The sequence below is a fragment of the Algoriphagus pacificus genome, from assembly GCF_017254845.1.
Taxonomy (GTDB): Bacteria; Bacteroidota; Bacteroidia; order Cytophagales; family Cyclobacteriaceae; genus Algoriphagus; species Algoriphagus pacificus.
The window spans coordinates 176,651-198,905 of sequence record NZ_JAFKCU010000001.1; the positions used below are offsets into that span (position 1 = coordinate 176,651).

19 protein-coding genes are annotated in these 22,255 nt (G+C 41.3%); 4 read left to right on the forward strand and 15 right to left on the reverse strand.

Annotated elements, in window-relative coordinates; translation table 11 throughout:
• Positions 1-18: 18 nt before the first annotated feature.
• From ftsA to mraZ, 12 genes are read right to left on the reverse strand one after another with little or no spacing between them, the layout of a single operon-like run.
• Positions 19-1,329, reverse strand: a complete 1,311-nt coding sequence (ftsA, locus tag J0A69_RS00800; protein ID WP_206585764.1) for a cell division protein FtsA — start codon at positions 1,327-1,329, stop codon at positions 19-21.
• Positions 1,330-1,339: 10 nt separating this feature from the next.
• Positions 1,340-2,098: a cell division protein FtsQ/DivIB gene (locus tag J0A69_RS00805; RefSeq protein WP_206584608.1), complete on the reverse strand. Its 759-nt coding sequence runs from the start codon at positions 2,096-2,098 to the stop codon at positions 1,340-1,342.
• Entirely contained in the window at positions 2,095-3,507 is a 1,413-nt protein-coding gene (gene murC / locus J0A69_RS00810; RefSeq protein ID WP_206584609.1) for a UDP-N-acetylmuramate--L-alanine ligase, read from the reverse strand. Before murC ends, J0A69_RS00805 begins: the two co-directional genes overlap by 4 nt.
• The gene (murG, locus tag J0A69_RS00815; RefSeq protein ID WP_206584610.1) at positions 3,504-4,586 is read right to left on the reverse strand and encodes an undecaprenyldiphospho-muramoylpentapeptide beta-N-acetylglucosaminyltransferase; all 1,083 of its coding nucleotides are present in this window, start codon (positions 4,584-4,586) and stop codon (positions 3,504-3,506) included. The genes murC and murG overlap by 4 nt, the downstream gene beginning before the upstream one ends.
• A gap of 28 nt (positions 4,587-4,614) precedes the next feature.
• Positions 4,615-5,784, reverse strand: coding sequence for an FtsW/RodA/SpoVE family cell cycle protein (locus J0A69_RS00820; protein ID WP_206584611.1), 1,170 nt, complete (start codon positions 5,782-5,784; stop codon positions 4,615-4,617).
• Positions 5,781-7,133 (reverse strand): UDP-N-acetylmuramoyl-L-alanine--D-glutamate ligase, encoded by a 1,353-nt coding sequence (gene murD / locus J0A69_RS00825; protein WP_206584612.1) that lies wholly within the window; start codon positions 7,131-7,133, stop codon positions 5,781-5,783. The genes J0A69_RS00820 and murD overlap by 4 nt, the downstream gene beginning before the upstream one ends.
• A 7-nt stretch (positions 7,134-7,140) precedes the next feature.
• Complete coding sequence (gene mraY, locus J0A69_RS00830) at positions 7,141-8,352, reverse strand: phospho-N-acetylmuramoyl-pentapeptide-transferase (RefSeq protein ID WP_206584613.1); 1,212 nt, start codon at positions 8,350-8,352, stop codon at positions 7,141-7,143.
• A gap of 2 nt (positions 8,353-8,354) precedes the next feature.
• Positions 8,355-9,818 (reverse strand): UDP-N-acetylmuramoyl-L-alanyl-D-glutamate--2,6-diaminopimelate ligase, encoded by a 1,464-nt coding sequence (locus J0A69_RS00835; RefSeq protein WP_206584614.1) that lies wholly within the window; start codon positions 9,816-9,818, stop codon positions 8,355-8,357.
• The gene (locus J0A69_RS00840; RefSeq protein ID WP_206584615.1) at positions 9,818-11,926 is read right to left on the reverse strand and encodes a penicillin-binding protein; all 2,109 of its coding nucleotides are present in this window, start codon (positions 11,924-11,926) and stop codon (positions 9,818-9,820) included. The genes J0A69_RS00835 and J0A69_RS00840 overlap by 1 nt, the downstream gene beginning before the upstream one ends.
• Positions 11,923-12,312 (reverse strand): FtsL-like putative cell division protein, encoded by a 390-nt coding sequence (locus J0A69_RS00845; RefSeq protein ID WP_206584616.1) that lies wholly within the window; start codon positions 12,310-12,312, stop codon positions 11,923-11,925. Before J0A69_RS00845 ends, J0A69_RS00840 begins: the two co-directional genes overlap by 4 nt.
• Positions 12,309-13,220, reverse strand: a complete 912-nt coding sequence (gene rsmH, locus J0A69_RS00850; RefSeq protein WP_206584617.1) for a 16S rRNA (cytosine(1402)-N(4))-methyltransferase RsmH — start codon at positions 13,218-13,220, stop codon at positions 12,309-12,311. Before rsmH ends, J0A69_RS00845 begins: the two co-directional genes overlap by 4 nt.
• Before the next feature lie 4 nt (positions 13,221-13,224).
• On the reverse strand, positions 13,225-13,659 hold the full coding sequence (gene mraZ, locus J0A69_RS00855) for a division/cell wall cluster transcriptional repressor MraZ (protein ID WP_206584618.1): 435 nt from the start codon (positions 13,657-13,659) through the stop codon (positions 13,225-13,227).
• Between the two features lie 418 nt (positions 13,660-14,077).
• On the opposite strand from mraZ, the gene J0A69_RS00860 reads away from it, so the two are divergent.
• Positions 14,078-15,298, forward strand: a complete 1,221-nt coding sequence (locus J0A69_RS00860) for a TlpA disulfide reductase family protein (RefSeq protein ID WP_206584619.1) — start codon at positions 14,078-14,080, stop codon at positions 15,296-15,298.
• Between the two features lie 105 nt (positions 15,299-15,403).
• Here J0A69_RS00860 and J0A69_RS00865 read toward each other — a convergent pair whose 3' ends face one another.
• Positions 15,404-17,491 (reverse strand): M56 family metallopeptidase, encoded by a 2,088-nt coding sequence (locus tag J0A69_RS00865; RefSeq protein ID WP_206584620.1) that lies wholly within the window; start codon positions 17,489-17,491, stop codon positions 15,404-15,406.
• Positions 17,491-17,865, reverse strand: coding sequence for a BlaI/MecI/CopY family transcriptional regulator (locus J0A69_RS00870; RefSeq protein WP_206585765.1), 375 nt, complete (start codon positions 17,863-17,865; stop codon positions 17,491-17,493). The genes J0A69_RS00865 and J0A69_RS00870 overlap by 1 nt, the downstream gene beginning before the upstream one ends.
• A 229-nt stretch (positions 17,866-18,094) precedes the next feature.
• Between J0A69_RS00870 and J0A69_RS00875 the strand changes: the two genes are divergently transcribed.
• Genes J0A69_RS00875 through J0A69_RS00885 form a run of 3 tightly spaced genes read left to right on the forward strand, consistent with a single transcriptional unit; the run spans position 18,095 to position 20,995 of the window.
• Complete coding sequence (locus J0A69_RS00875; RefSeq protein WP_206584621.1) at positions 18,095-19,204, forward strand: alkene reductase; 1,110 nt, start codon at positions 18,095-18,097, stop codon at positions 19,202-19,204.
• Between the two features lie 46 nt (positions 19,205-19,250).
• Entirely contained in the window at positions 19,251-20,021 is a 771-nt protein-coding gene (locus tag J0A69_RS00880) for an NRDE family protein (RefSeq protein ID WP_206584622.1), read from the forward strand.
• Complete coding sequence (locus J0A69_RS00885) at positions 20,021-20,995, forward strand: YpdA family putative bacillithiol disulfide reductase (RefSeq protein WP_206584623.1); 975 nt, start codon at positions 20,021-20,023, stop codon at positions 20,993-20,995. Before J0A69_RS00880 ends, J0A69_RS00885 begins: the two co-directional genes overlap by 1 nt.
• Here J0A69_RS00885 and J0A69_RS00890 read toward each other — a convergent pair.
• A complete protein-coding gene (locus J0A69_RS00890) occupies positions 20,992-22,191 on the reverse strand; it encodes an NHL repeat-containing protein (protein ID WP_206584624.1) in 1,200 nt (399 codons plus the stop codon). The two genes, J0A69_RS00885 and J0A69_RS00890, sit on opposite strands and share 4 nt — an antisense overlap.
• Positions 22,192-22,255: the final 64 nt, after the last annotated feature.

Here is a 22,255-nt window from a genome sequence, read left to right on the forward strand (position 1 = left end):
CTCCCTCAATCATAAGCCCTAGTAGGTAATATCGTCTCCGATGTCATCGGTAATCAAGCCTTTCAGCTTTGCTCCGATACTTCGGAAAATATCTTTGGATATAATTTCTTTATGCTCTGGTTTGGATACCGGTCCTGTATTGGCAATTCGCTTTCTATAGCTTTCTTCGCGATCATCTAAGGATTTGAAGCCAGCTAAAACAAGACCTACAGAAGTGGCATACATTGGCGACTTCACTTCCTCCACTACTGATTTACCCAAGTGCTCATTTGGATAGCCGATTCGGGTATCCAAGCCAGTCATGTATTCAAATAGCTGGCTGATGCACTGGAGTTGAGATCCTCCTCCAGTCAATACAATCCCTGCAGCAAGTTTCTTATAATGGCCAGACTGCATGATTTCGTTTTGGACGATCTCGATGATTTCCTCCATTCTTGCCTCGATAATGGATGCAAGATTCCGAATAGAAATCTCTTTAGGAGGTCTGTTTCTCAATCCTGGAATCGACACGATTTCATTTGGATTAGCTTCATTGGCAATGGCTTTTCCAAATCTTGTTTTCAATAATTCAGCTTGGTTTTGCATCACCATACATCCTTCTTTGATGTCAGTAGTGATGATATTTCCACCCAGTGGAATGACAGCCGTGTGGCGAATTATATTTTCATAGAAAATCGCAATGTCTGTGGTTCCACCTCCAATATCTACCAAGCAAACGCCTGCTTCTTTTTCCTCATCGCTGAGAACGGAAAGTGAACTTGCCAATGGCTCAAGAATCAACTGCTTGGAAGTGAGGTTGCCTCTTCGAACACATCGGTTGATGTTATTAATAGCGGTGGTTTGGGCAGTAATGATATGGAAGTCTGCCTCTAGGCGAGTTCCAGACATCCCTACCGGATCTTTGATTCCACCTTCATAATCCACAGTATAATCCTGTGGCATGACGTGAATGATGCTGTTCCCTGGAGGAACAACAATATTTTCCATGTCGCTGGAAAGTCTGCGGACATCCTCTACCGTAATCTCATCTTCAGTAGGGGTACGCATGATACTTCCATGGACAATTTTGCTTTGGATATGCTGTCCAGCAATACCTACAATGACTTCAGCGATATCCACATCGGCCATTTCGGAAGCATCTTCCACTGCCTTTTGGATCGCGTGAACAGTCTTGTCAATATTGGTTACCACACCACGGTTTACACCATCCGAGACGGCTTTACCCATTCCGAGTACTTCGAGTTTGCCAAACTCATTTTTTCGGCCGATGATCGCACAGATTTTGGTTGTCCCAATATCTAGTCCGACGATTAGTCTGTCATTTTCCATTCCCAAGCTATTATTCACAAACAATTTGATCTTTAAACTTTACACTCACCCTCGAATAGGCATTCCAGCCTTTTCGCGGTAAAATCTCTTTATAGAAGACTTCTATTTTTTTAAATTTTTCTTTTATATCCTTCGCATCTCCAAACTCTATCACCTGCTTGCCCACTTGCTGCATCATTCGGATATCTGTTTTGGAGTTGATTTCCAACTCCGGTATCTGCGCTGCCCAAAACTCATCTTCCACGATGAAATTGATCAGCTCCATTAATTCAGGCATCTGCTCCATAACATCTCCCTTTTCCATCAACTGCTCGGCATGTTTCCCCTGCAAAATCAGCACTCTACTGGTGTAGGATGGAGAGGTTGGAATAACTTTCCCCTCAATTGTGATGTAAGCATCAGCAGCATAGGGCCTAGCAATCCTTGCAATCGGCTGATGCTGTTGGATTGTCAAATAAAGAATCCCTTTTTGACCGATTGATGCCTCCACTGATTTAATGAAAGGATGTCCGCTCAATCGATCCTCAATTGCCTTGAGCTGCACTTCCTCCAGCATCAAACCAGCTTTCAATTCAGGGAAAGCTGCTTTCAGCATTTCCGTCACTTCTTTTTCTTCCACGAAATAGACTCCGCTGACACCTTTGATATTGATTTCGGTACCTTGAAAAGTCTTATAAGTGGTCTGTTTTTCCACAAAGCCTATGAAGCCGACCAGCACCAGGCTTAGTACCAGAAAAACAAGCGTCTTTTTGATTCTGATCTTTTTCATACTGTGTTCATTTTTTGTCTGGAATTCATCCAAGAAGCGATTCCCGGTACCAAACGATCAATATCTCCAGCTCCCAAAGTCACTAAAACCTCAGGATTTGACTTTCCTAAATAATCCATCAAATCAGCCTTGCTCACTAAGGACTTCTTTTTAGATTGGATTTTCTCCAGCAGCATTTCAGAGCTTACTCCTTCTATCGGTAATTCTCTAGCCGGATAGATATCCAGCAAAATCACCTCGTCTGCCAAGGACAAACTTTCAGAAAATCCCTCTGCAAAATCTCTTGTTCTGGAATACAAATGCGGTTGGAAAATCACTGTCAGTTTATTCATCGGATACATCGCAATCACCGAACTTAGACATGCTCTGATTTCCTCAGGATGATGAGCATAATCATCGATATAAACCGAATGCTTCTCATTTCTATGAATTTCAAATCGCCTCTTGACACCTCTAAAAGATGCAAGCCCTTTTCTGATCTGATCATCTGAAATCTGATGCTCGGTGGCTACTGCAATTGCTGCCAAGGCATTTTCCACATTATGAAATCCCGGAATAAACAATTCCAAATGAGGGATTACTTTTTGTCCATCGACGTAATCAAAAACAAAAGACCCAGGTCTTGCCTGAATATTTTCAGCTCGGATTCCTTCGGATCTTAAGCCATATTTTCGAGTGAATACCTTTGGCATCCGCTCCTGTCCCAGTCTTTCAGCGGCATTGAACTGGATGAAGAGTTTCCCCTTCTTATCAATCAGTTTGATGAATTCCCCGAAACCATCTAATATGGTATTCTCATCTCCGTAGATATCCAAATGATCTGCATCGGTACTTGTGACTACAGCCTCATTTGGATGAAGTCTCAAAAATGAGCGATCAAACTCATCAGCCTCCACTACCACTAGACTCTGCTCTTTTGCCTTCTTTTCGCCAAGAATCAAATTGCTTTGATAATTCTGCGTGATACCTCCCAAGAATGCTGCAACAGGTTTACCTGCCACTTTCAACAAATGGGCAATCAGGGATGAGGTTGTCGTTTTGCCATGAGTTCCTGCCACAGCGATGGTATGGAAGTTTTTGGTCACGATTCCCAACACCTCAGATCTCTTCTTCAGGTCAAATCCATTCTCACGGAAATATGCCAGTTGCACACTATCCTTGGGCATGGCCGGAGTCCAGACTACCAAAGTAGAAGCCGGTGACTCTTTTACTTCGTTTGGAATTGTGTCCAACGAATCCTCAAAAGTAACCTGCATTCCTTCGGTGATTAATTCATCTGTCAAAGTAGATGGCGTCTTGTCATATCCAGACACAACAAATCCTTCATGACGGAACCATCGGGCCAAAGCACTCATGCCTATGCCGCCGATACCGAGGAAGTGGACGTTATGTACAGATTCGAAGCTCATGCTACTAGTTTTTCTAATTCTTTTCGAATGGCAATCGCAGCATCTGGTTTTGCCAATTCTTTTATGTTTTTCCCCAATGCTTCTCCAATAGCCGTATCCTGCATCAGTTCATCAAGTTTTGTTTTAAGTGCTCCCACTGCCTCACGATCTTTCAAAAGCCAAGCAGCTCCGTGGCTCACATAGGCCATCGCGTTTTTGGTTTGATGATCTTCAGCCACATTTGGAGAAGGGATGAAAATCACCGGCTTTCCAACAAGAGACAATTCTGAAACTGACAAAGCCCCGGCACGCGAAACGATGACATCTGCCGCAGCATAAGCCAAATCCATTTCCCGGATAAATTCTCTCAAGTGGATATTTTTCAGTCCAGAGGCCGAAGTCTTCTCAAGCATTTCCTTGAAATAAAACTTACCCGACTGCCAAAGCACCTGATACCCTGCTTTGTCCAAAGCTTTCATATCCTTCAAAACAGCCTGATTTAAGGTTCTTGCTCCTAATGAGCCTCCTAAAATCAGAATGCATTTTTTTCCTTCTTCTAATCCAAAATGTGCTAGCGCCTTTTCCCGCTTTCCTTCCAACTCAAGAATGTCTTTGCGAACTGGATTTCCAGTGTAGGTTATTTTTTCCGCAGGGAAAAACTGCTCCATGTTTGGATAAGCCACACATATTTTTCTTGCCTTTTTTGCCAAAATCTTATTGGTCAAACCAGCATAAGAGTTTTGCTCCTGAACCAAGGTTGGGATTCCTTTACTTTGAGCAGCGTACAAAACAGGTCCGCTGGCATAGCCTCCCACTCCCACTACAACATCTGGCTTAAAATCCTTTACTATCTTTTTCGCCTGGTTAAGACTCTTGAGCAGTTTGAAAGGGAATTTCAAATTCTCCAAAGTCAATTTTCTCTGTAATCCTGCCACTGGCAATCCTTCAATTCTATAGCCAGCTTCCGGTACTTTTTGCATTTCCATTTTGCCCAAAGCACCTACAAATAGAACTTCGCTGTCTGGATATTCTTCTTTCCAGGCATTCGCAATGGCAATAGCAGGATAGATGTGGCCACCTGTTCCTCCTCCACTGATCATGATGCGATATGTTCTTTTCGTTTCGATGTTATGCAGTTTTTAATCTTGACTTATTCAATGCACCAACTGTACTCGCAGATTCCTCATCCTGATGGTCTCCCCGACTCACAGAAAGGATAATACCGAGAGAAATCCCGGTAAACACCAAGGATGTTCCTCCCATACTCAATAGAGGTAGTGGCAATCCTGTGATAGGACCTAATCCTACAGCAACAGCCATATTGACTAGGGCCTGGATAACCAAAGCGAAGCTGAGTCCTGCGGATAGCAGACCTCCGAAGGCCTTATTGGAATTTGCGACGATTCTCATGCCGCGGTATAGCAATGCCAGATATAGGAAAAGCACTGACACTCCTCCCACCAATCCATATTCTTCGATGATAATGGCGTAGATAAAATCTGAATAAGGATGCGGCAAAGAATTTCTCTGTTCACTGTTTCCTGGACCTTTGCCAGTCACTCCTCCAGTTGCTATGGCGATATAGGATTGCTCCGCTTGGAAAGGCACTTCCTCCTCATCCATAAAGGCTTCAATTCTGGAAAAGAAAGTTTCTCCACGTTGTCCCAAAAAGACAGCCGCAGTTAATCCCAACATTCCCACCATGACAACCATGGCTAGATATTTTACCGGAACTCTTCCTACAAACATGATCAGCAAGCAAGTCAAAAGAAGAAGGATCGCTGTGGACATATTCGCAAGCGCTATCAATAGGCAAATGATACCGATGGCAATGATGATTGGGACAAAGGTGTTTTTGAAGTCCTTAATATTATTCTGTTTTCTGGCCAACATAGCTGCCAAAGCAGCAATCAGGGCTAATTTGGCTAAGTCAGAAGGCTGGAAAGCCTGATTGATCACAGGGATAGTCAACCATCTATTCGCTTCATTGATGTTGGATCCAAACATGTAGGTCAACAACAATAGCGGAATAGATAAATACATAGCCAATCTGGCATACAGCGCATAATTTCTATAAGGAATCTTGTGCGCAAACCACATCACTACCAAGGACACCAAAACCAAGAATGAATGTCTGAATAGATATACTTCTGTATTTCCTCCGGCATACTTATAGGCCAAAGAACCTGTAGCGGAATACACTACCAGAATACTGAAAAGCGAAAGCAAAATCACAATCCCCCAGATTAAGGGATCGCCTTTGAAATGCTCATCTATCCATGCTTTAAACTGATTCATGCGATGGTTTCTGGTTTGAGTTCTTGAACAGCGGCACGAAATTGATTGCCGCGATCTTCATAATTCTTAAACAAGTCAAAACTTGCACATGCTGGCGAAAGCAAGACCACATCACCAGGCACGCCTAGAAGTTGTCCCCAGCTTACTGCTTCTTTGATATCCTGAGTTTCCCGGATATCATTGATCAAGGGATGAAATGCTTTTTTCAGCTTTTCATTATCCTTTCCAAGGCAGATCAGACATTTCACCTTTTCTTCTACAATTGAAGAGACTACACTGTAGTCATTTCCCTTATCCACACCTCCAGCTATCCAGATCAATGGATTTTTATAGGCATCTAATGCATAAGCTGTTGCTTCTACATTCGTTCCTTTGCTGTCATTGATGAATTTTACTCCATCAATTTCTCTTATAAGTTCCATGCGATGCGGTGCATTCTTAAATGTGCCAAAAGCTTTAATCATTGAAGCTTCATCCACACCAGCCATCAAAGCTGCCATTCCCGCGCAAAGGGCATTCATGAGGTTATGCTCACCTTGGATCGAAAGTGCATCCACTGGAATGGTTGCAGATCCTTCGGGAGTTTTTAGGACAAGAGCATCCTCAGAAACAAATGCTCCTTTATCAACTTTTTGATCCTTAGAAATCCAGAAAGTTTCTGGCCTGAACTTCGCTTTTTTCAATCCTTCTTGAGTAAAAGGATCTGCTACATTCAGAATAGCCTGGTTTCTGGAACTCATATTTTTAAACAGTCGGAATTTCGACTGGATATAATTATCGATTTGGTAATCGTACCGATCCATATGATCTGGCGTGATATTGGTCAAAATCGCAATGGAAGGTTTGAAGCTGAAGAATCCATCGATCTGAAAACTGCTGCATTCTATGACCCACCAATCGTGATCTTTTTCAAGCAACTGAGCTGCCCAACTTTTACCTACATTTCCTGCCAATCCTACATCCAAACCTGCTTCCTTGAGCAAATGATAGGTAAGTAGTGTTGTAGTGGTTTTCCCATTAGTACCGGTAATCGCAATAATTTTACCTGCGCTAAAGCGATAAGCAAATTCAAGTTCATCGATAACTGCAATACCTTCTTCCAAGGCCTTTTTGACAATAGATGCACTAGTCGGAATTCCTGGTGATTTGATGATCAAATCAGAATTCAGAATCACCGCCTCGGAATGCAATCCTTCCTCAAAAGGAATCTCTTCCATCTCCAGCAGAGCTTTTCTGGCGTCGGAAATTTTACCGGCATCAGAAACCCAAACGGCAAAGCCATTCCGTTTTGCGAGCATCGCTGCTCCCAATCCGCTTTCTCCTGCTCCCAGAATGGCTATTTGTTTCATTTTCTTTTTATCTCAACTTTAATATTGCAAGCGTAATTACTGCTAATAGAATACCTACAATCCAAAAGCGAGTGACGATTTTGGCTTCAGGAATATTCTTTTTCTGATAATGATGATGCAGGGGCGACATCAGGAAAATCCTTCTTCCCTCCCCATATTTTTTCTTCGTGTATTTGAAATAACTCACCTGAAGAATCACACTAACATTTTCGATAAGGAAGACTCCGCACATGATCGGAATCAAGAGTTCTTTTCGAAGTGTCAATGCCAAAACAGCGATTACTCCTCCCAGCATCAAACTTCCAGTATCTCCCATAAACACCTGGGCTGGGTAGGCATTGTACCAGAGGAATCCGATACAAGCTCCGATAAATGCCGAAGTGAAAATCACCAACTCACCTGAATTAGGGATAAACATGACATTGAGGTATTGGGAGAAAATGGCGTTACCGCTGATGTAAGCAAAAATGGCAATGGTCAGACCGATAATAGCAGAAGTACCCGCCGCCAAACCGTCAATTCCATCGGTTATATTGGCCCCATTTGATACCGCTGTGATAATGAAAATCACCACTAGGATATACAATACCGGAGTCATTGATTCCCCCAAGAAATCCAACAATGTCTCGTAGTTCAGCTCATTGTTCTTGACAAATGGAATGGTGGTTTTAGCCACGTTGACATCTTTGAAAGCTGGTGTTTCCACAACTCCTTCTTCGATTGAAACAGGGTTTTGGAATTCCCGGATGACAACATCTTCATTGAAATAAAGCGTAGCGCCGACGATGATACCAATCCCTATTTGTCCAACGATTTTGAACCTTCCGGCCAGTCCTTCTTTGTTTTTCCTGAATACCTTGATGTAATCATCCAGAAAACCGATTCCGCCTAACCAAACAGTGGTAATCAACAATAATAGGATGTACACATTATTGAGATCTGCAAATAGCAAAGTCGGGATCAAGATCGCTGCAATCATCATCAGACCTCCCATTGTCGGAGTTCCTTTTTTCTGGGATTGTCCTTCCAAACCCAGATCTCTGACAGTCTCCCCAATTTGTTTTCTTCTGATCCAATTGATGATATTCTTACCAAAAGTGATTGTGATAATCAGAGAGAAAAACGCAGCCATACCCGCCCGGAAGGAAATGTATCGAAACACTCCTGTGCCCGGGATGTCTAAGACTTGATCTAAATACTCAAAAATCGGATACAACATTCTTAGTTCGAGGTCAATTGGGTTAAATACTCTGTCACCACTTCTGCATCATCGAAATGGTGTTTTACTCCCTGAATCTCCTGGTAATCCTCATGTCCTTTACCAGCAATCAGGATGATATCTCCTTTATTAGAAAGCATACAAGCTGTTTTAATTGCCTCTCTGCGATCTTCAATTGTCAATGTTTTTCTAAGTTCTGTCGGGCCAATACCTGCCTGCATATCTTTTAGAATAGCCATCGGTTCTTCAAATCTTGGATTGTCCGAGGTCAAAATCGCTTTATCGCTCTCCTGAACAGCAATTTTTGCCATGATCGGCCTCTTGGTTTTGTCACGATTTCCTCCACATCCTACGATCGTGATCAATTGCTCATTTCCAGTCCTTACGCCATTGATAGTTTTCAGCACGTTGTCCAATGCATCGGGCGTATGTGCATAATCTACAATCGCGGTAATGCCACCTATTGAAATTCTATCGAATCGACCTTTGGCACCTTTTATTCCTGAAAGCTCCCGCAAAACTTCTTCTTCATCTTCTCCCAAGAGGATCGCTGTTCCCAGCACTCCCAAAAGGTTGTATGCATTGAAAGATCCTATCATTCTGAACCAGACCAACTTTCCGTTGATATCCAATTCCAATCCTTCTAGTGTATTTGAAATGATTTTTGCTTTGAAATCAGATGGAGTCTTCAATCCAAAAGTCTGATGAACAGCCTTGCAGTTTTGAAGCATGACCATTCCTCTTTTGTCATCCCCATTCACTAAGGCAAATGCATCTTTAGGCAGATCATCGAAGAGTTTTTTCTTGGCTTTGATGTATTCATCAAAAGTCAAGTGGTAGTCTAGGTGATCATGGGAAATATTTGTGAAAACGGCTCCTGCAAGCTTTAAACCTGCTATTCTCTCCTGCACTATGGCATGTGAACTCGCTTCCATAAAGCAATGAGTACATCCAGCATCGACCATTTTGCGAAGCAAAGCCTGTACGCTTACCGAGTCAGGTGTGGTATGAGTCGCAGGAATTACTACTTCATTGATTTTATTTTCAACAGTGGAAAGCAAGCCAGTGCTATAACCCATACCTAGGTAAAGCTGATGGAGTAAGGTCACCGTGGTGGTTTTTCCATTGGTTCCCGTAACTGCTACTACTTTGATCTTCTCTGATGGATTGTCAAAATAATTTGCAGCCATGATTCCCATCGCTCGGGCAGCGCTTACTACTTGGATATAGGCTATGCCTTCAGTAAGTTTTTCGGGTAGCCTCTCGCAAATGATCACGGTTGCACCTTTTGCCAAGGCAGCATCAATGAAATCATGCCCGTCGACTTGGGTTCCCGGGATTGCCACAAAAACAGAACGCTCCTGTACTTTGCGGCTATCAAAGACAATATCCTGAATCCGCAACTCCATATCACCGGTGGTGCTGACCAAGGAAACTTTATATAATATGTCTTTAAGTACTTTCATTAGCCCAATACAAGGTTAATAGTGGCATTCTTTATTACTTCGGTTCCTGGCGTAAGTGATTGGTTTTTGACCACTCCCTTTCCAGAATAATTTACTTTCAGTCCTTTGTTTTCAAGGATAAATAAGGCATCTCTAAGAGGCAATCCTGTCACATCTGGTATTTGAGGCGTATCAACCTCTGTGTTCTGCCATTGGATAGTTTCACCTGTAGAAACTGTTCTTACCCATTGCTCGGAATTTGCAGGACTGGCTTTTACTCCCAGTTCTTCGAAGATCTCATTCATTTCTTCACCTCTTCCGGCTCGGATATAAGGCATTTTTGGATTTGTATTTTCAGCCTGGAAAATCTGACTTTGATTGTGAGGATTCAATTCAATATCCAGCGCATAGATTCTGTCTGCGATTTCTTTAAAGACTGGAGCAGAAACATCGCCACCGTATGCCGCAAATCCTTTTGGATTATCAATCACCACGATCATGGAATATTTCGGATGATCGGCAGGGAAGTAACCCGCAAAACTGGTGTAGTACTTTTGGGTATATCTCCCGTCAATTAGCTTCTGTGCAGTACCTGTTTTACCAGCTATTTTATAATCTGAATTCGCAATATTTTTGGCAGTTCCTCTTACTACTACACCCTCCAATAATTCCTGCAAAAGTTTGATTGTCTTTTCGGAAGCAATAGCTTTTCGAACAATTTCAGGTTCATATTCTTCTTCCAGGGTATTACCTTTTGCAATTGCCTTCACGATGTATGGTTTCATCATGGTCCCACCATTCGCTACGGCATTATATAATGCAAGTGTATGCAATGGATTCACCTTGATTTCATACCCTATTGAAATCCATGGAAGGGAGGTTCCATACCAGTTTTTATCTCCTGGCTTTTTGAAATAAGGTTTTCCTTCTCCGACGAGCTGGAATCCAAAAGGCTCCTTTATCCCAACCTGATCCATGTAAGCCATGAACTTGGAAGGACTTGACCCAAAATGCTCATCCACCAATTTGGATACAGCCACATTGGAAGATTTTTCAAAAGCCTCACGGATTGTAAGCGTACCATAACCGCCATTTTTGGCATCACGCATGGTTCTGTCATAGAATTTATGCGCTCCGTTTCCAGTTTCTATCTTATCATTCAGGCTGATTTTATTCTCTTCCAAAAGAGCCAGCATAGAAAGCAATTTGAAAGTGGATCCAGGCTCAGTATTTCCCTGATCGCCGATGGCAAAATTGTAGTTTTCACCATAGCCATTTCCACTCTTGTTCTTTTGAAGGTTTGCGATGGCTTTGATCTGTCCTGTTTTTACTTCCATCACAATGACAGAACCGAATTCAGCTTCTCGATCCACTAATTGTCTTAAAAGAGCGGTTTCAGCAACATCCTGAATGTTGACATCCAAAGTCGTAATGACATCATACCCATTTTCAGGCTTGACATCTTCCGCATCAAATACCGGCTTCCAACTTCCTCCAGCCAATCGCTGGAATAAAGCTTTGCCATCCTGACCTTTCAGGTAATCATTGAAGGAATATTCGATTCCGGCACCGTACTCATCTTCATTCAAAAAGCCAACAGTTCTGCTGGCAAGTGAATTAAATGGTCTATATCGTTTTTCGACTTTTTCAAACAAAACTCCGCCGCCAAGTCTACCTCCTCTGAAGATGGGCCATTGAGACATTTCCTGCATGTCTTGGTAGCCGATCTGCTGTCGGTTCAAAACCAGATAGCGTTTGTGATCTTTTCTAGCATCGGTGATCATCCGCTTGTATGCTGTAGCAGATTTGTCTTTGTAGAAAGCTGAGAGCTTTTGAGCCAATGAATCGATTTTGGATTTAAAGCGGTCTTCCTTGACAATAGTCGGATCGATGGCTACTCTATAAAAAGGTAAGCTTGTAGCCAAAAGACTTCCATCGCCAGCATAAATATTGCCACGAGTGGCAGGTACTTCGCGGTACTGGAAATTAATTGTCTCAGCCTTTTCTCTCCATTTATCTCCGTCTTTCAGTTGTAACTGGGCAATCCGATAAGGTATTGCACCTGCTACCAGTGCAACCAGGATGAAGACCACCCTCACTCTTAATAATATGGATCGCTTTATATTCACTTATCTACCTCGATTTTGATCGGTGGTTGATTTAATTCTTCTATTTCTTGTGCCGCTACTTTTTTTGCAACTTCTGATTGCATGCTACTCAGCATGTATTCTGCTTCCAGAGTGGTGACATCTGCTCGCAAATCCTCCACTTCTTGCTGGGCTTTTTCTATTTTTCTCACCATGTTTTCAGCACGGTGGTTACTCCATATATAGATGAGCGCCAAGATCACTACAAATCCAACCGGCGGAACCAGCTGTACTGGTACTCCCTCGCCAAGCAAACCTGTGACATTTAACTTTTCCTCTATCCAAGTGAAAATGGTCTTTCTAGGACCTCCGCTCTTTTTAGGAGCATTTCCAGTTTTCAGTTTCTTTTTAAATGTATTCTCACTCATTTTCCTGTCTTTTTGGCTACTCTCAGCTTTGCACTTCTGGCTCTAGGGTTTCTAGCTACTTCTTCTTCATCCGCCACTTCTGCTCCCCGGATCACCGGTTCGAGAGGTCGGATCAGATTTCCATAAAAATCCTTTTCCACTTCACCCTGAAATTTTCCTTTTTGGATCAGGTTCTTGACCAATCGGTCTTCCAAGCTGTGGTAACTCATCACCACCAGCCTACCTTCGGGTTTTAGAAGCTCCACCGCATCCAGCAACATCTCCTCCAAAGCACCCATTTCATCGTTTACTTCTATTCTCAAGGCCTGAAAGACCTGAGCATAGTATTTGAAATCTTTGCCCCGAGGAGCATATTTCTTCAGGAAAGACGTGAATCCTTCCGTAGTTTCAAATGGTTGAGAAGCTCGCTCTGACACAACTGCTTGTGCTAAAGTTTTTGCATTCTTTATTTCTCCATAAATGCCAAAAATCTTATGAAGCTTAGACTCCTCATAAGTATTCAAAACTTCCTTTGCCGACAGCTCCGCGGACTGATTCATTCTCATGTCCAGATTTCCACTAAATCGGGTAGAAAATCCCCGAGCCGGTTCATCTATTTGATGAGAAGAAATCCCCAAATCTGCCAAGATCCCATCTACCTGTCTTACTCCATGTAGTCTGAGGTATCTTTTTAAATCCCTGAAGTTGGCCTGAACAAATGTGAAGTTGCTGCTTTCAGGAATGTTTGCCATTGCATCCTCATCCTGATCGAAGCCATACAGATGTCCTTTGTCCAAATACTTCAGAATCTCCCGGGAATGACCTCCACCACCGAAAGTGACATCCACATAGATTCCGTTGGGATCTATAGCCAAGCCTTCAGTGCATTGGGCTAGCATCACTGGGATATGGTAAACAGACTCTGTCATAGCTTTAGGAGAGATATTTTTCCATCAGTTGAGACAAGTCTGCAGGATCAGCAATGATGTTCTGCAAATATTTCTCTGGATTCCAGATTTCTATTCTACTGCCCATTCCCACGACCACTACGTCTTTTTCTAGCTCACCATAGTTGAGGTATAACCTTGGAATCAGCAATCGACCCGCACTATCCAGCTCCACCTCTACACTGGTGATGAAAAATGAACGCTGCAACTTTCGCTGCTCTGCATTATTGATGGACAGGGATCTAACCTGGCTTTCTAATTTCTTGTACTCATTCATTGGATAAAGAGCCAAGCATTTGTCCTCTGCCATACGAAGCATTAGGGCAGACCCATTCGCCTCAGGTATCGCCGCCTTTATTTTGGCAGGCAACACCAGACGCCCTTTGGGATCCAGCTTGCAATCGTATTGACTATTGAACATCGCGCTCTTTATTTCTTGAATAAGTGGTAAAGACAAAAGTAATAAAATGATATACACATTCTACCACTTTCCCCCACTTTTTCCCACTTTCTCTTAAAAGTAGCCAAAACTTTCATCCAAGCCAATATTTAGACAAATATTTCAAGGATTTTTTTAAAGGTATTCGGATGATTAACAGGTCTTTATAAAGTTCAAAAACCATCGATTTTAGGCCGTTTGGAGGGTTTTTATTCCAGAATAATCCAATTTATGATTTGATAGCACTTTCAGTTGATGAAAAAGTGGGGCGTTTTCCCATAAATTTTTGTAAAATTTTATTTGAGTGGGGCATTTTCCCATTTTAGAAAAATAGTACCCTACAAAAACTGTAGGGTTAATTAAATTTTCGGATTAGCTTTGTCGATCTACCTCCAAACCTATGAAACAACTGACCTTTATTTCATTCCTGATTTTGGCGATGGCCTGCAATTCTGTCCAAAAAGAGCCAACCAATTTTGAAGGAGAATGGCATGGGTACCTCGATATTGGAGATGATCAGCTTCCCTTTTGGATGACCTTGGAAAAATCTGGAGATGACTGGACTGCTTACCTTCAAAATGATTTAGAAAGACTGGCAGTACCGGACGTTTCGATCAAAGGAGACAGTATTCACATTGTCATGAATGCTTTTGATTCAGAGGTATTTGCAAAAATGGATGAGGAGGGGAAAATCGTTGGTAGATATGTCAGAAACTACCAAGAAAATTACAAATCCGGTTTTGTAGCAGAGCGAAATGTTGAAACTCGATTTCCGGTGACTGCTCCTCCAAAATCCGACTTCACCGGCAAATGGGAATTTGAATTTACGAGATCAGACAGCAGCACTTATGAGGCGATTGGAGTCTTCAAACAAGAAGGGAACAAAATCTCAGGAACGATATTGACCAATTTTGGAGATTATAGATTTTTGGAAGGAAATGTCAGCGAAAACACTTTTTCACTGAGCGCTTTCGACGGTGGTCATGCCTTTTTATTCGTTGGTTCGGAGGATGAATCAGGTTCTGTGCAAGGTAGATTCCGATCCGGTCCCATTTATTTTCAGACTTTCAAAGCCAAACGAAACGAGGATTTTGAACTCCCGGAAAATGCTTCCTTGACACAACTAAAAGAAGGCTATGAAACTTTGGATTTTAGCTTTCCAGATGCGGATGGAAATGTTATTTCTTTGAGTGATTCTGTTTTTAAAGACAAAATAGTTTTGGTGCAGTTATTTGGAACCTGGTGCGCCAATTGTATGGATGAAACCAACTTTTTGGCACCTTGGTATCTGGAAAACAAGTCAAAAGGAATTGAAGTTGTTGCCTTGGCATTTGAGAGCAAACCGGATTTTGAATATGCAGCTGGACGTTTGAAAAAACATGCAGAAAGATTTGAAGTGCCTTATCCACAGCTCATTGCAGGAACTTCAAATAAAGAAGAAGCTTCGAAATTTTTACCTGCTCTGAAGCAAGTTTTAGCATTTCCGACTTTGATCTATATGGATAGAAATCATCGGGTTAGAAAAATTCACACAGGATTCAGCGGACCAGGAACAGGCGAATATTACGACCGTTGGAGGGAGGAACACCAATTATTTATTGACAAGCTTTTATCAGAATAAAAAAGGTAGTTAAACAAAAAAGACCTGTTCATCGAACAAGTCTTTTTTAAAGCATCAACACACAATTTTACCTTTTCAGGCAATTATCTTTAAGAAAACGACGAGTTATTTGTTATCGTCTTTTTTCTTCAATTCTTCTTGTAGCTTTTTTTGGAACTCCTCTATTTTGGCAGCATTCTCTTTTTGCCATGCTTCCATTCTACGCTGGTATTCCTCCATTTTAGGCTGCATTTCTTTTTCCCAAGCCTTCATCTTTTCCTCAAACTCCTTCATCTTCGGCTCATTGGCTTTTTGCCATTCCTGCATCTTCGCTTCAAATTCTTTCATTTTTGGCTCATATGCTTTCTGCCACTCTTCCATCTTCATCTCAAACTCCTTCATCTTGGGTTCATTGGCCTTTTCCCACTCCTTCATCTTCTGTTCATATTCCTTCATTCTTGGAGCATTCTCTTCTTCCCAAACCTTCATTTTCTCCTCAAATTCTTTCATTTTAGGCTTCATGGCTTCCTCCCACTCTTTTGCTTTTCTCTCCATATCAGCAGCTCTAGCTTCAATGTCTTTCTTCCACTTTTCCTTTTCCGCTTTGGTCATTCCCACTGTATCTTTCTCCAAATTCTTCCAATCGACACCAAAGTCCCAAAAACCTTCCATCCCTTCAAATTCTATTGGAGGCATTGGGGCCATCTGAAACTCCATTGGTGGCATTGGTGCCATTTCAAAGCTAGGTATTGGGGCCATTTCGAAGTCCATCATAGGAGCAACACCAATCTCAAAATCCATTACTGGAGCCATGGCCTCAGCAGGAAATTCAGGCATTGGAGAAAGTGCCAACTCGGGCATATTTTCTAAAACTAAAACTTGTCCATTATGCTTGTAGACATAAGATCCTTTCTTATTGTTTTTCAAGATCACAGTATCTCCGTTGCGGATAATGGTATCTCCATTTATTTGAAAACGGTATTCTTTTCGATCTTTCAACTCAATGACTTCTCCCTCCTCATTTATCCAAGTAGGAACGCCATCGGTGATAATCACCTTTTCGGTTTTTTCTTCAATAGTATCCTGAGCAGCAAGAACTGATACAGATTGAGCTTTTGCTGCCTTTTCAACAACTGACACCTCACTTATTGGTCGGATACTTTCAGCTTTAGCTGGCGAGTCTTGTTGTGCACTGGCCATTAGACCTGCACTGAGTATTAATGTGATTAACATAGGGATAGAAATTATAGGGTTCTGAGGATAGGTCTGAGCAGGATAGCCCAAAATTCTTTTGATGCGTTGTAATGTAGGATTTCGCTTCTTGCCGGCAGCTAGGGCTAATTCAGGAGGATTTTGCTTTGCAAAATTCAATACCTCTGCCAAGCCATAGGCTAGTTCTTTGGCTGAAACACCAGCTGAAACCGCAAGATCATCGGAAGCATTTTCACGCAATTCTTTGACAGTTTGGCTCATCCACCAGAAACAAGGATGGTAGAAAAATACCACTTCCAAAGAAGACTGGATCAGGTTTGCCAAATAATCATTTCGCTTGACATGCGCCAATTCATGAGCAATGATTGCTTCTAATTGACTTGGTGAAAGTTGGAAAATCAAACCCGCCGGGATTAAGACGATTGGTTTTAAAAAGCCAAATGTGATGGGAGACTGACCAAATTCTGTGATTCTTAATTGGACTTTTTTGCGGAGTCCCAAGCGGCTTCCCACTTCTTCCATCATGTGATTGAGATCAGGATTTAGATTTAGATTGGAAGATTTGCGCAGAAGACGGATTTCCGAAAGGCTATTAAAAAGTCGAAACATGAACAGCAAGGCTCCCAAAAACCAAAAATTAACTAAAAGCGGCAATTGAGTTTCGATCCAAAAGATCATTCTTGGTATAAAAGCTTCCACGCTCATTGATGAGACTTGGGTAGACTGCTCCAAAATCATCGCGTCAACCACCATTTTATCGAAAATCGAAGCTGGAGCCTGAGAGGCCAGTTGGTAGAGGAAAGTCCCAAATGCTACAAAAAGGGACAAGCCCAAACTCCCCAATGCCATGTTGTATTTAAAATTGGGGCTTCTTTTGGCGAAGACTTTTAAGGAGAGCCAAAGTGCAGCTCCGATTACTACCAATTGCCAGATGGAATGAACCAAAGTCCATCCAAGGGCATAGAGTAAATTATCCGGTATCAAATCGTTTAAAATTGTCATCAGGATTTCCGTTCTAGTTGGTCTAAAAATTCTCTTATTTCATTTAATTCTTCTTTGGAAGGATTCTCTTGTCCAAGCGCCTGCATCACCAACTTCTTGGCAGATCCACCAAAGGCTGTTGCCATCAGATTTTTCAAAAGAGACTTCTGGGTTTCCCCTTGGTTAGTCGCTGGTTTATAAAGATGCGTTCTGCTTTTCTCATCCCGGGTCACCATACCTTTGGCATGCATAATCTGCATGATCTTCAGCGTGGTGGTATAACCCGTTTCTTTGGTTTTGGAAATCTCCTCATGTATCTGTCTGACACTGGCTTCCTTCTTCTCCCAAAGCAGGGATAAAATTTCTAATTCGGCTTCTGTAGGTTTGCTCATGATTAGCTTGTACGATATCTTTCGTACCAAAGTTATACGAAGACAATCGTAATTTCAAAAATTCTACGAAAATAATCGTATTAAAAAGTGTTAAATACTTATAAATCAACTTTTAATAATTTTTATTTATCGATTAACGAATCTATTTAAATTGATTGCGCCAGATCTGAACTTTCTTACCGAAACATTAGTTGTATATACATTGAATTTTTGGACAAAACCAACTAATACCATGAGTAAAAAACAACACTTATTACAACCTATCCAGGTTGGAGATCAGACATTTTCTAACCGCGTTTGGATGGCTCCAATGACAAGATCAAGAGCTGCCAATCCTGAAAACAAGCCATTTGATTTACATGCTGAATATTATAAACAGCGATCTTCTGCTGGTCTAATTATTACCGAAGGATCACAGATTTCAAAAAGAGCTGTCGGTTATATAAATACACCCGGAATCTATTCCCAAGAACAAGTAGAAGGATGGAAGGAAGTGACCAAAGCAGTTCACGAGGAAAATGGTCACATTTTCATCCAGCTTTGGCATGTAGGAAGAATCTCACATCCGGACTTTCATAATGGAGAGTTGCCATTGGCACCATCTGCCATCAATCCAAATGAAAAATCATATACTCCTGAGGGCTTTAAAGAAACCGTGACTCCAAAAGCAATGAGTCTGGAAGAAATTAAGCAGACAATTCAGGATTTTAAAAATGGAGCGAAAAACGCTATGGAAGCAGGTTTTGACGGAGTAGAAATCCACTCTTCCAATGGCTATTTATTGCATCAATTCTTCAATGCTACGAGCAATGTACGAACAGACGGGTATGGTGGAAGCATTGAAAACAGAGCAAAAATCCTTTTTGAAGTCATTGATGCCATCAAAGAAGTCATGCCTGAAAACAAAATTGGTGTAAGATTGAATCCTTCATTGAACGGAGTATTCGGAATGAAAGCGGATGAACAGACAATTCCAACTTTCGACTACATCATCAACAAATTGAATGAGTACGATCTGGCTTATCTGCACCTATCAGAGCCATTTTCAGACGTATCCGATATTCCTTACTTAGAGCCAAACATTGCCAAAAGATACCGTCCGATGTACAAGGGCACTTTGGTAATCAATAATTCTTTTGATCAGGAAAAGGGTAACAAAATCATCGAGGAAGGACTGGCTGATGCCGTAGCATTTGGCAAGTTGTTTATTTCTAATCCAGACCTTCCAGTTCGCTTTGAAAATGATGCGAATTTGGAAGAATGGGATCAGGACACTTTCTATACCCCAGGAGAAAAAGGATACACAGACTATCCTTTATTGAAGGAATCTGAAGTTGGATAATCACCATTAAGGCCGGATATTCCGGCCTTTTTTTTACATTTAAAATATGTGTCTAGTAGCATTGTCCTGGCAAAACCATCCGGAATACCCCTTAATTATTCGGGCAAACCGAGATGAGTTTTTCGAAAGACCCAGCCAGAAAATCCACCAATGGGAATCGGGTTTTTATGGTGGTAAAGATTTAAAAAGCGGTGGAACTTGGATGGGATTTCATCCAAATGGTAGATGGGCATTACTCACCAATTACCGTGATTTTAAGCATCCTAAAACTGCGCAGATCAGCAGAGGAAAATTGGTTCAGGATTTTTTAGAAAATACAATTTCTCCAAAAGCTTACCTAGAATCTGTCAAAGCCAACCAAGAAAAATACGATGGGTTTAACTTGCTTGTCTCTGATGGAAGCGAAGTGTACTATTTCAGCAATTTTGGAAAAGAGATCGTCAAAGTAGCTCCGGGAATTCACGGCTTGAGTAATGGGTTGTTAGATGATCCCTGGCCAAAAGTTGAACTAGCAAAATCAGAAATAAAGCAAAAACTGGAAGAAAGTATCAATGTGGATTCACTTTTAGACACACTCACTTCCAAAGCAACTTACCCAATCACTGAGTTGCCAGATACAGGCGTTCCCAAAGAAATGGAAATCGGGCTTTCTGCCCAATTCATCCGTTTGGGGGATAATTACGGCACAGTTTCCGCGACTGCTCTTACTTTAGACAAATCCGGAGAAGTATGCATGAAAGAGCGCAGTTTTCAGCCTGATTACAGTAAATTCACCGATGAAACTTGTTCGTTTCAAGTACTCAAACCTAGAATCTAATGCTAAATAAATTATATGATGTTTTGATCGTGGGAGGAGGCCCAATTGGCCTTGCCTGTGGAGTTGAAGCCCAAAAAGCGGGTTTGGATTATGTGATCCTGGAAAAAGGAGCATTGACCAATTCGATATATAATTACCCGATCAACATGACTTTTTTCTCCACTTCTGACAGATTGGAGATGGCAAATATTCCATTTATGTCAATTGGAAATAAGCCAACCCGAACAGAAGCATTGGAATATTACAGAAGGATTTTCTTCCATTTCAACCTGAATGTAAAGCTCTATGAAGGTGTAGAAACTTTGACTAAAAAAGGAGACATTTTCGAAGTCAAAACATCCAAAGGAAGGTATCAAACCAAGAAAATCATCTTGGCAACAGGCTTTTACGATTTGCCCAACTTAATGAATGTACCCGGTGAAGACCTACCCAAAGTCCAACATTATTACAAAGAACCTTGGCCTTTTATTGGTCAGAAAGTGCTGGTAGTCGGTGGGGCGAATTCAGCTGTTGATGCAGCGTTGGAAACTTGGAGAAAAGGCGCCGAAGTCAGCATGGTTCTTTTGGAAGAGGAGGTGGACCAAAATGTAAAATATTGGGTTCGCCCGGATATTATGAACCGCATCAAGGAAGGCTCAATCAAAGCATTTACCAAATCCAGAATCAAAGAAATCCGAGAACTTGAAGTAGTGATTACAACTCCTGAAGGAGAAGTCACCGTCGAAAATGATTTTGTACTCGCTATGACAGGCTACAAACCAAATTTCGCTCTATTAGATCAATTAGGCGTGGAAATGAGCCAGGATGAGAAAAGACAGCCATGCTACGACGAATTGAACCAGGAATCGAATGTCCCTGGAGTCTATCTGGCTGGTGTGGTCTGCGGAGGCTTAAATACCCGAGAATTCTTTATTGAGAACAGCATCGTGCATGCTGAGATGATTATGAAGGATATCAGGGAGAAATTGGGTTAATCCTGACTTTCCACAGGTACTAGCTTTCCCCAATAAACTGTAAATTCCTCGGCCTCAATGTTAGGATCCGGTTTTTTCATCCACACTATTTTGCCGTTTTCAACCATAAACCCATTTTGGTACATCTTAGGAAGATTAACAGGAATCATTTCTCCATTAGGTTTCCTTAGAACAGTCCGCATTTTAGCCTCTTCACTAAGCCTTTCCTTGGTTTCATCCGGCGCATCACCCGCCACAACCAAGGCAATAGCCCCTTTATCTTTTGGACTTGGCGAATAAGTGATTAATAAATCTTCTCCGTATTGGGCTAAGTTAATAATGGAAGATGCATAAGGACGCTTTTCAAAACTATTAATCTTACCTAATTCAATAGAACCTTCTTCAAAACCGGGATGAGTCTCAAACCCTTCAAGTTCCAAACCTATTGATTCTATCAACTTAGGAGTCTCATCAGCCCAATCATAGATATACAAAGTTGGTTCTCCTTTAAACATCAGGTAGAGCAAATTACTTTTCTGATCAAAATGAAAGATTGGTCTGAAATCTCTAAAATAAAAAACATTCCCATTTAGAAACTGGGAGCTTTCTGGAAATGAAATCAACTTTTTGGTCTCATTTGTCTGAATATCTGTCATCAATACATTCTTTCTTTCCTTCAAAAAATCTGGATCATACTTCCCATCATACTCTTCTATAATATCTAAAGAATAGAGGAGGTACTCTTTTCCATTCTTCTCTATCAGCTGCTCACTATCAAATAAAGAAATAGCTGAGCCTAAACTTACTTGATCTTGAAATATTCTAAAATCCTGAACTACTTCCCCATCCATCTCTAGAACTTTCAGACCATGCATGATATCAGCTACCACTATTTTTCCATTCTTACCAAATGAGAAATTTGAAGATGCCATTCCAAACCGACCAGGAACATCTCCTTCTTTTTCCCATTGATCTACCAGTTGCCCATCTTTATTAAAAATAAAAACCTGTGAAGAAGCCATATCCCTAAAAACATATTGATCACTTTGTGATCCTTGATATAAAAAAACTCTTGCCAATATGTCTTTTACAGTGAGAGAATCAATTTTACGGAATTCATAGTTTAATTCTTGAGTGAATTCAATTTCTGAAGATTTTTTTGAGTCACATGAAAACCACAAAGCAAGTACAGCAATTAAAAACGAGTATTTTTTCATAGGTCAAAATTAAAACTGATAATAATGAATAATCCTTAGTTATTCAACTATTCCTAATGAGAGA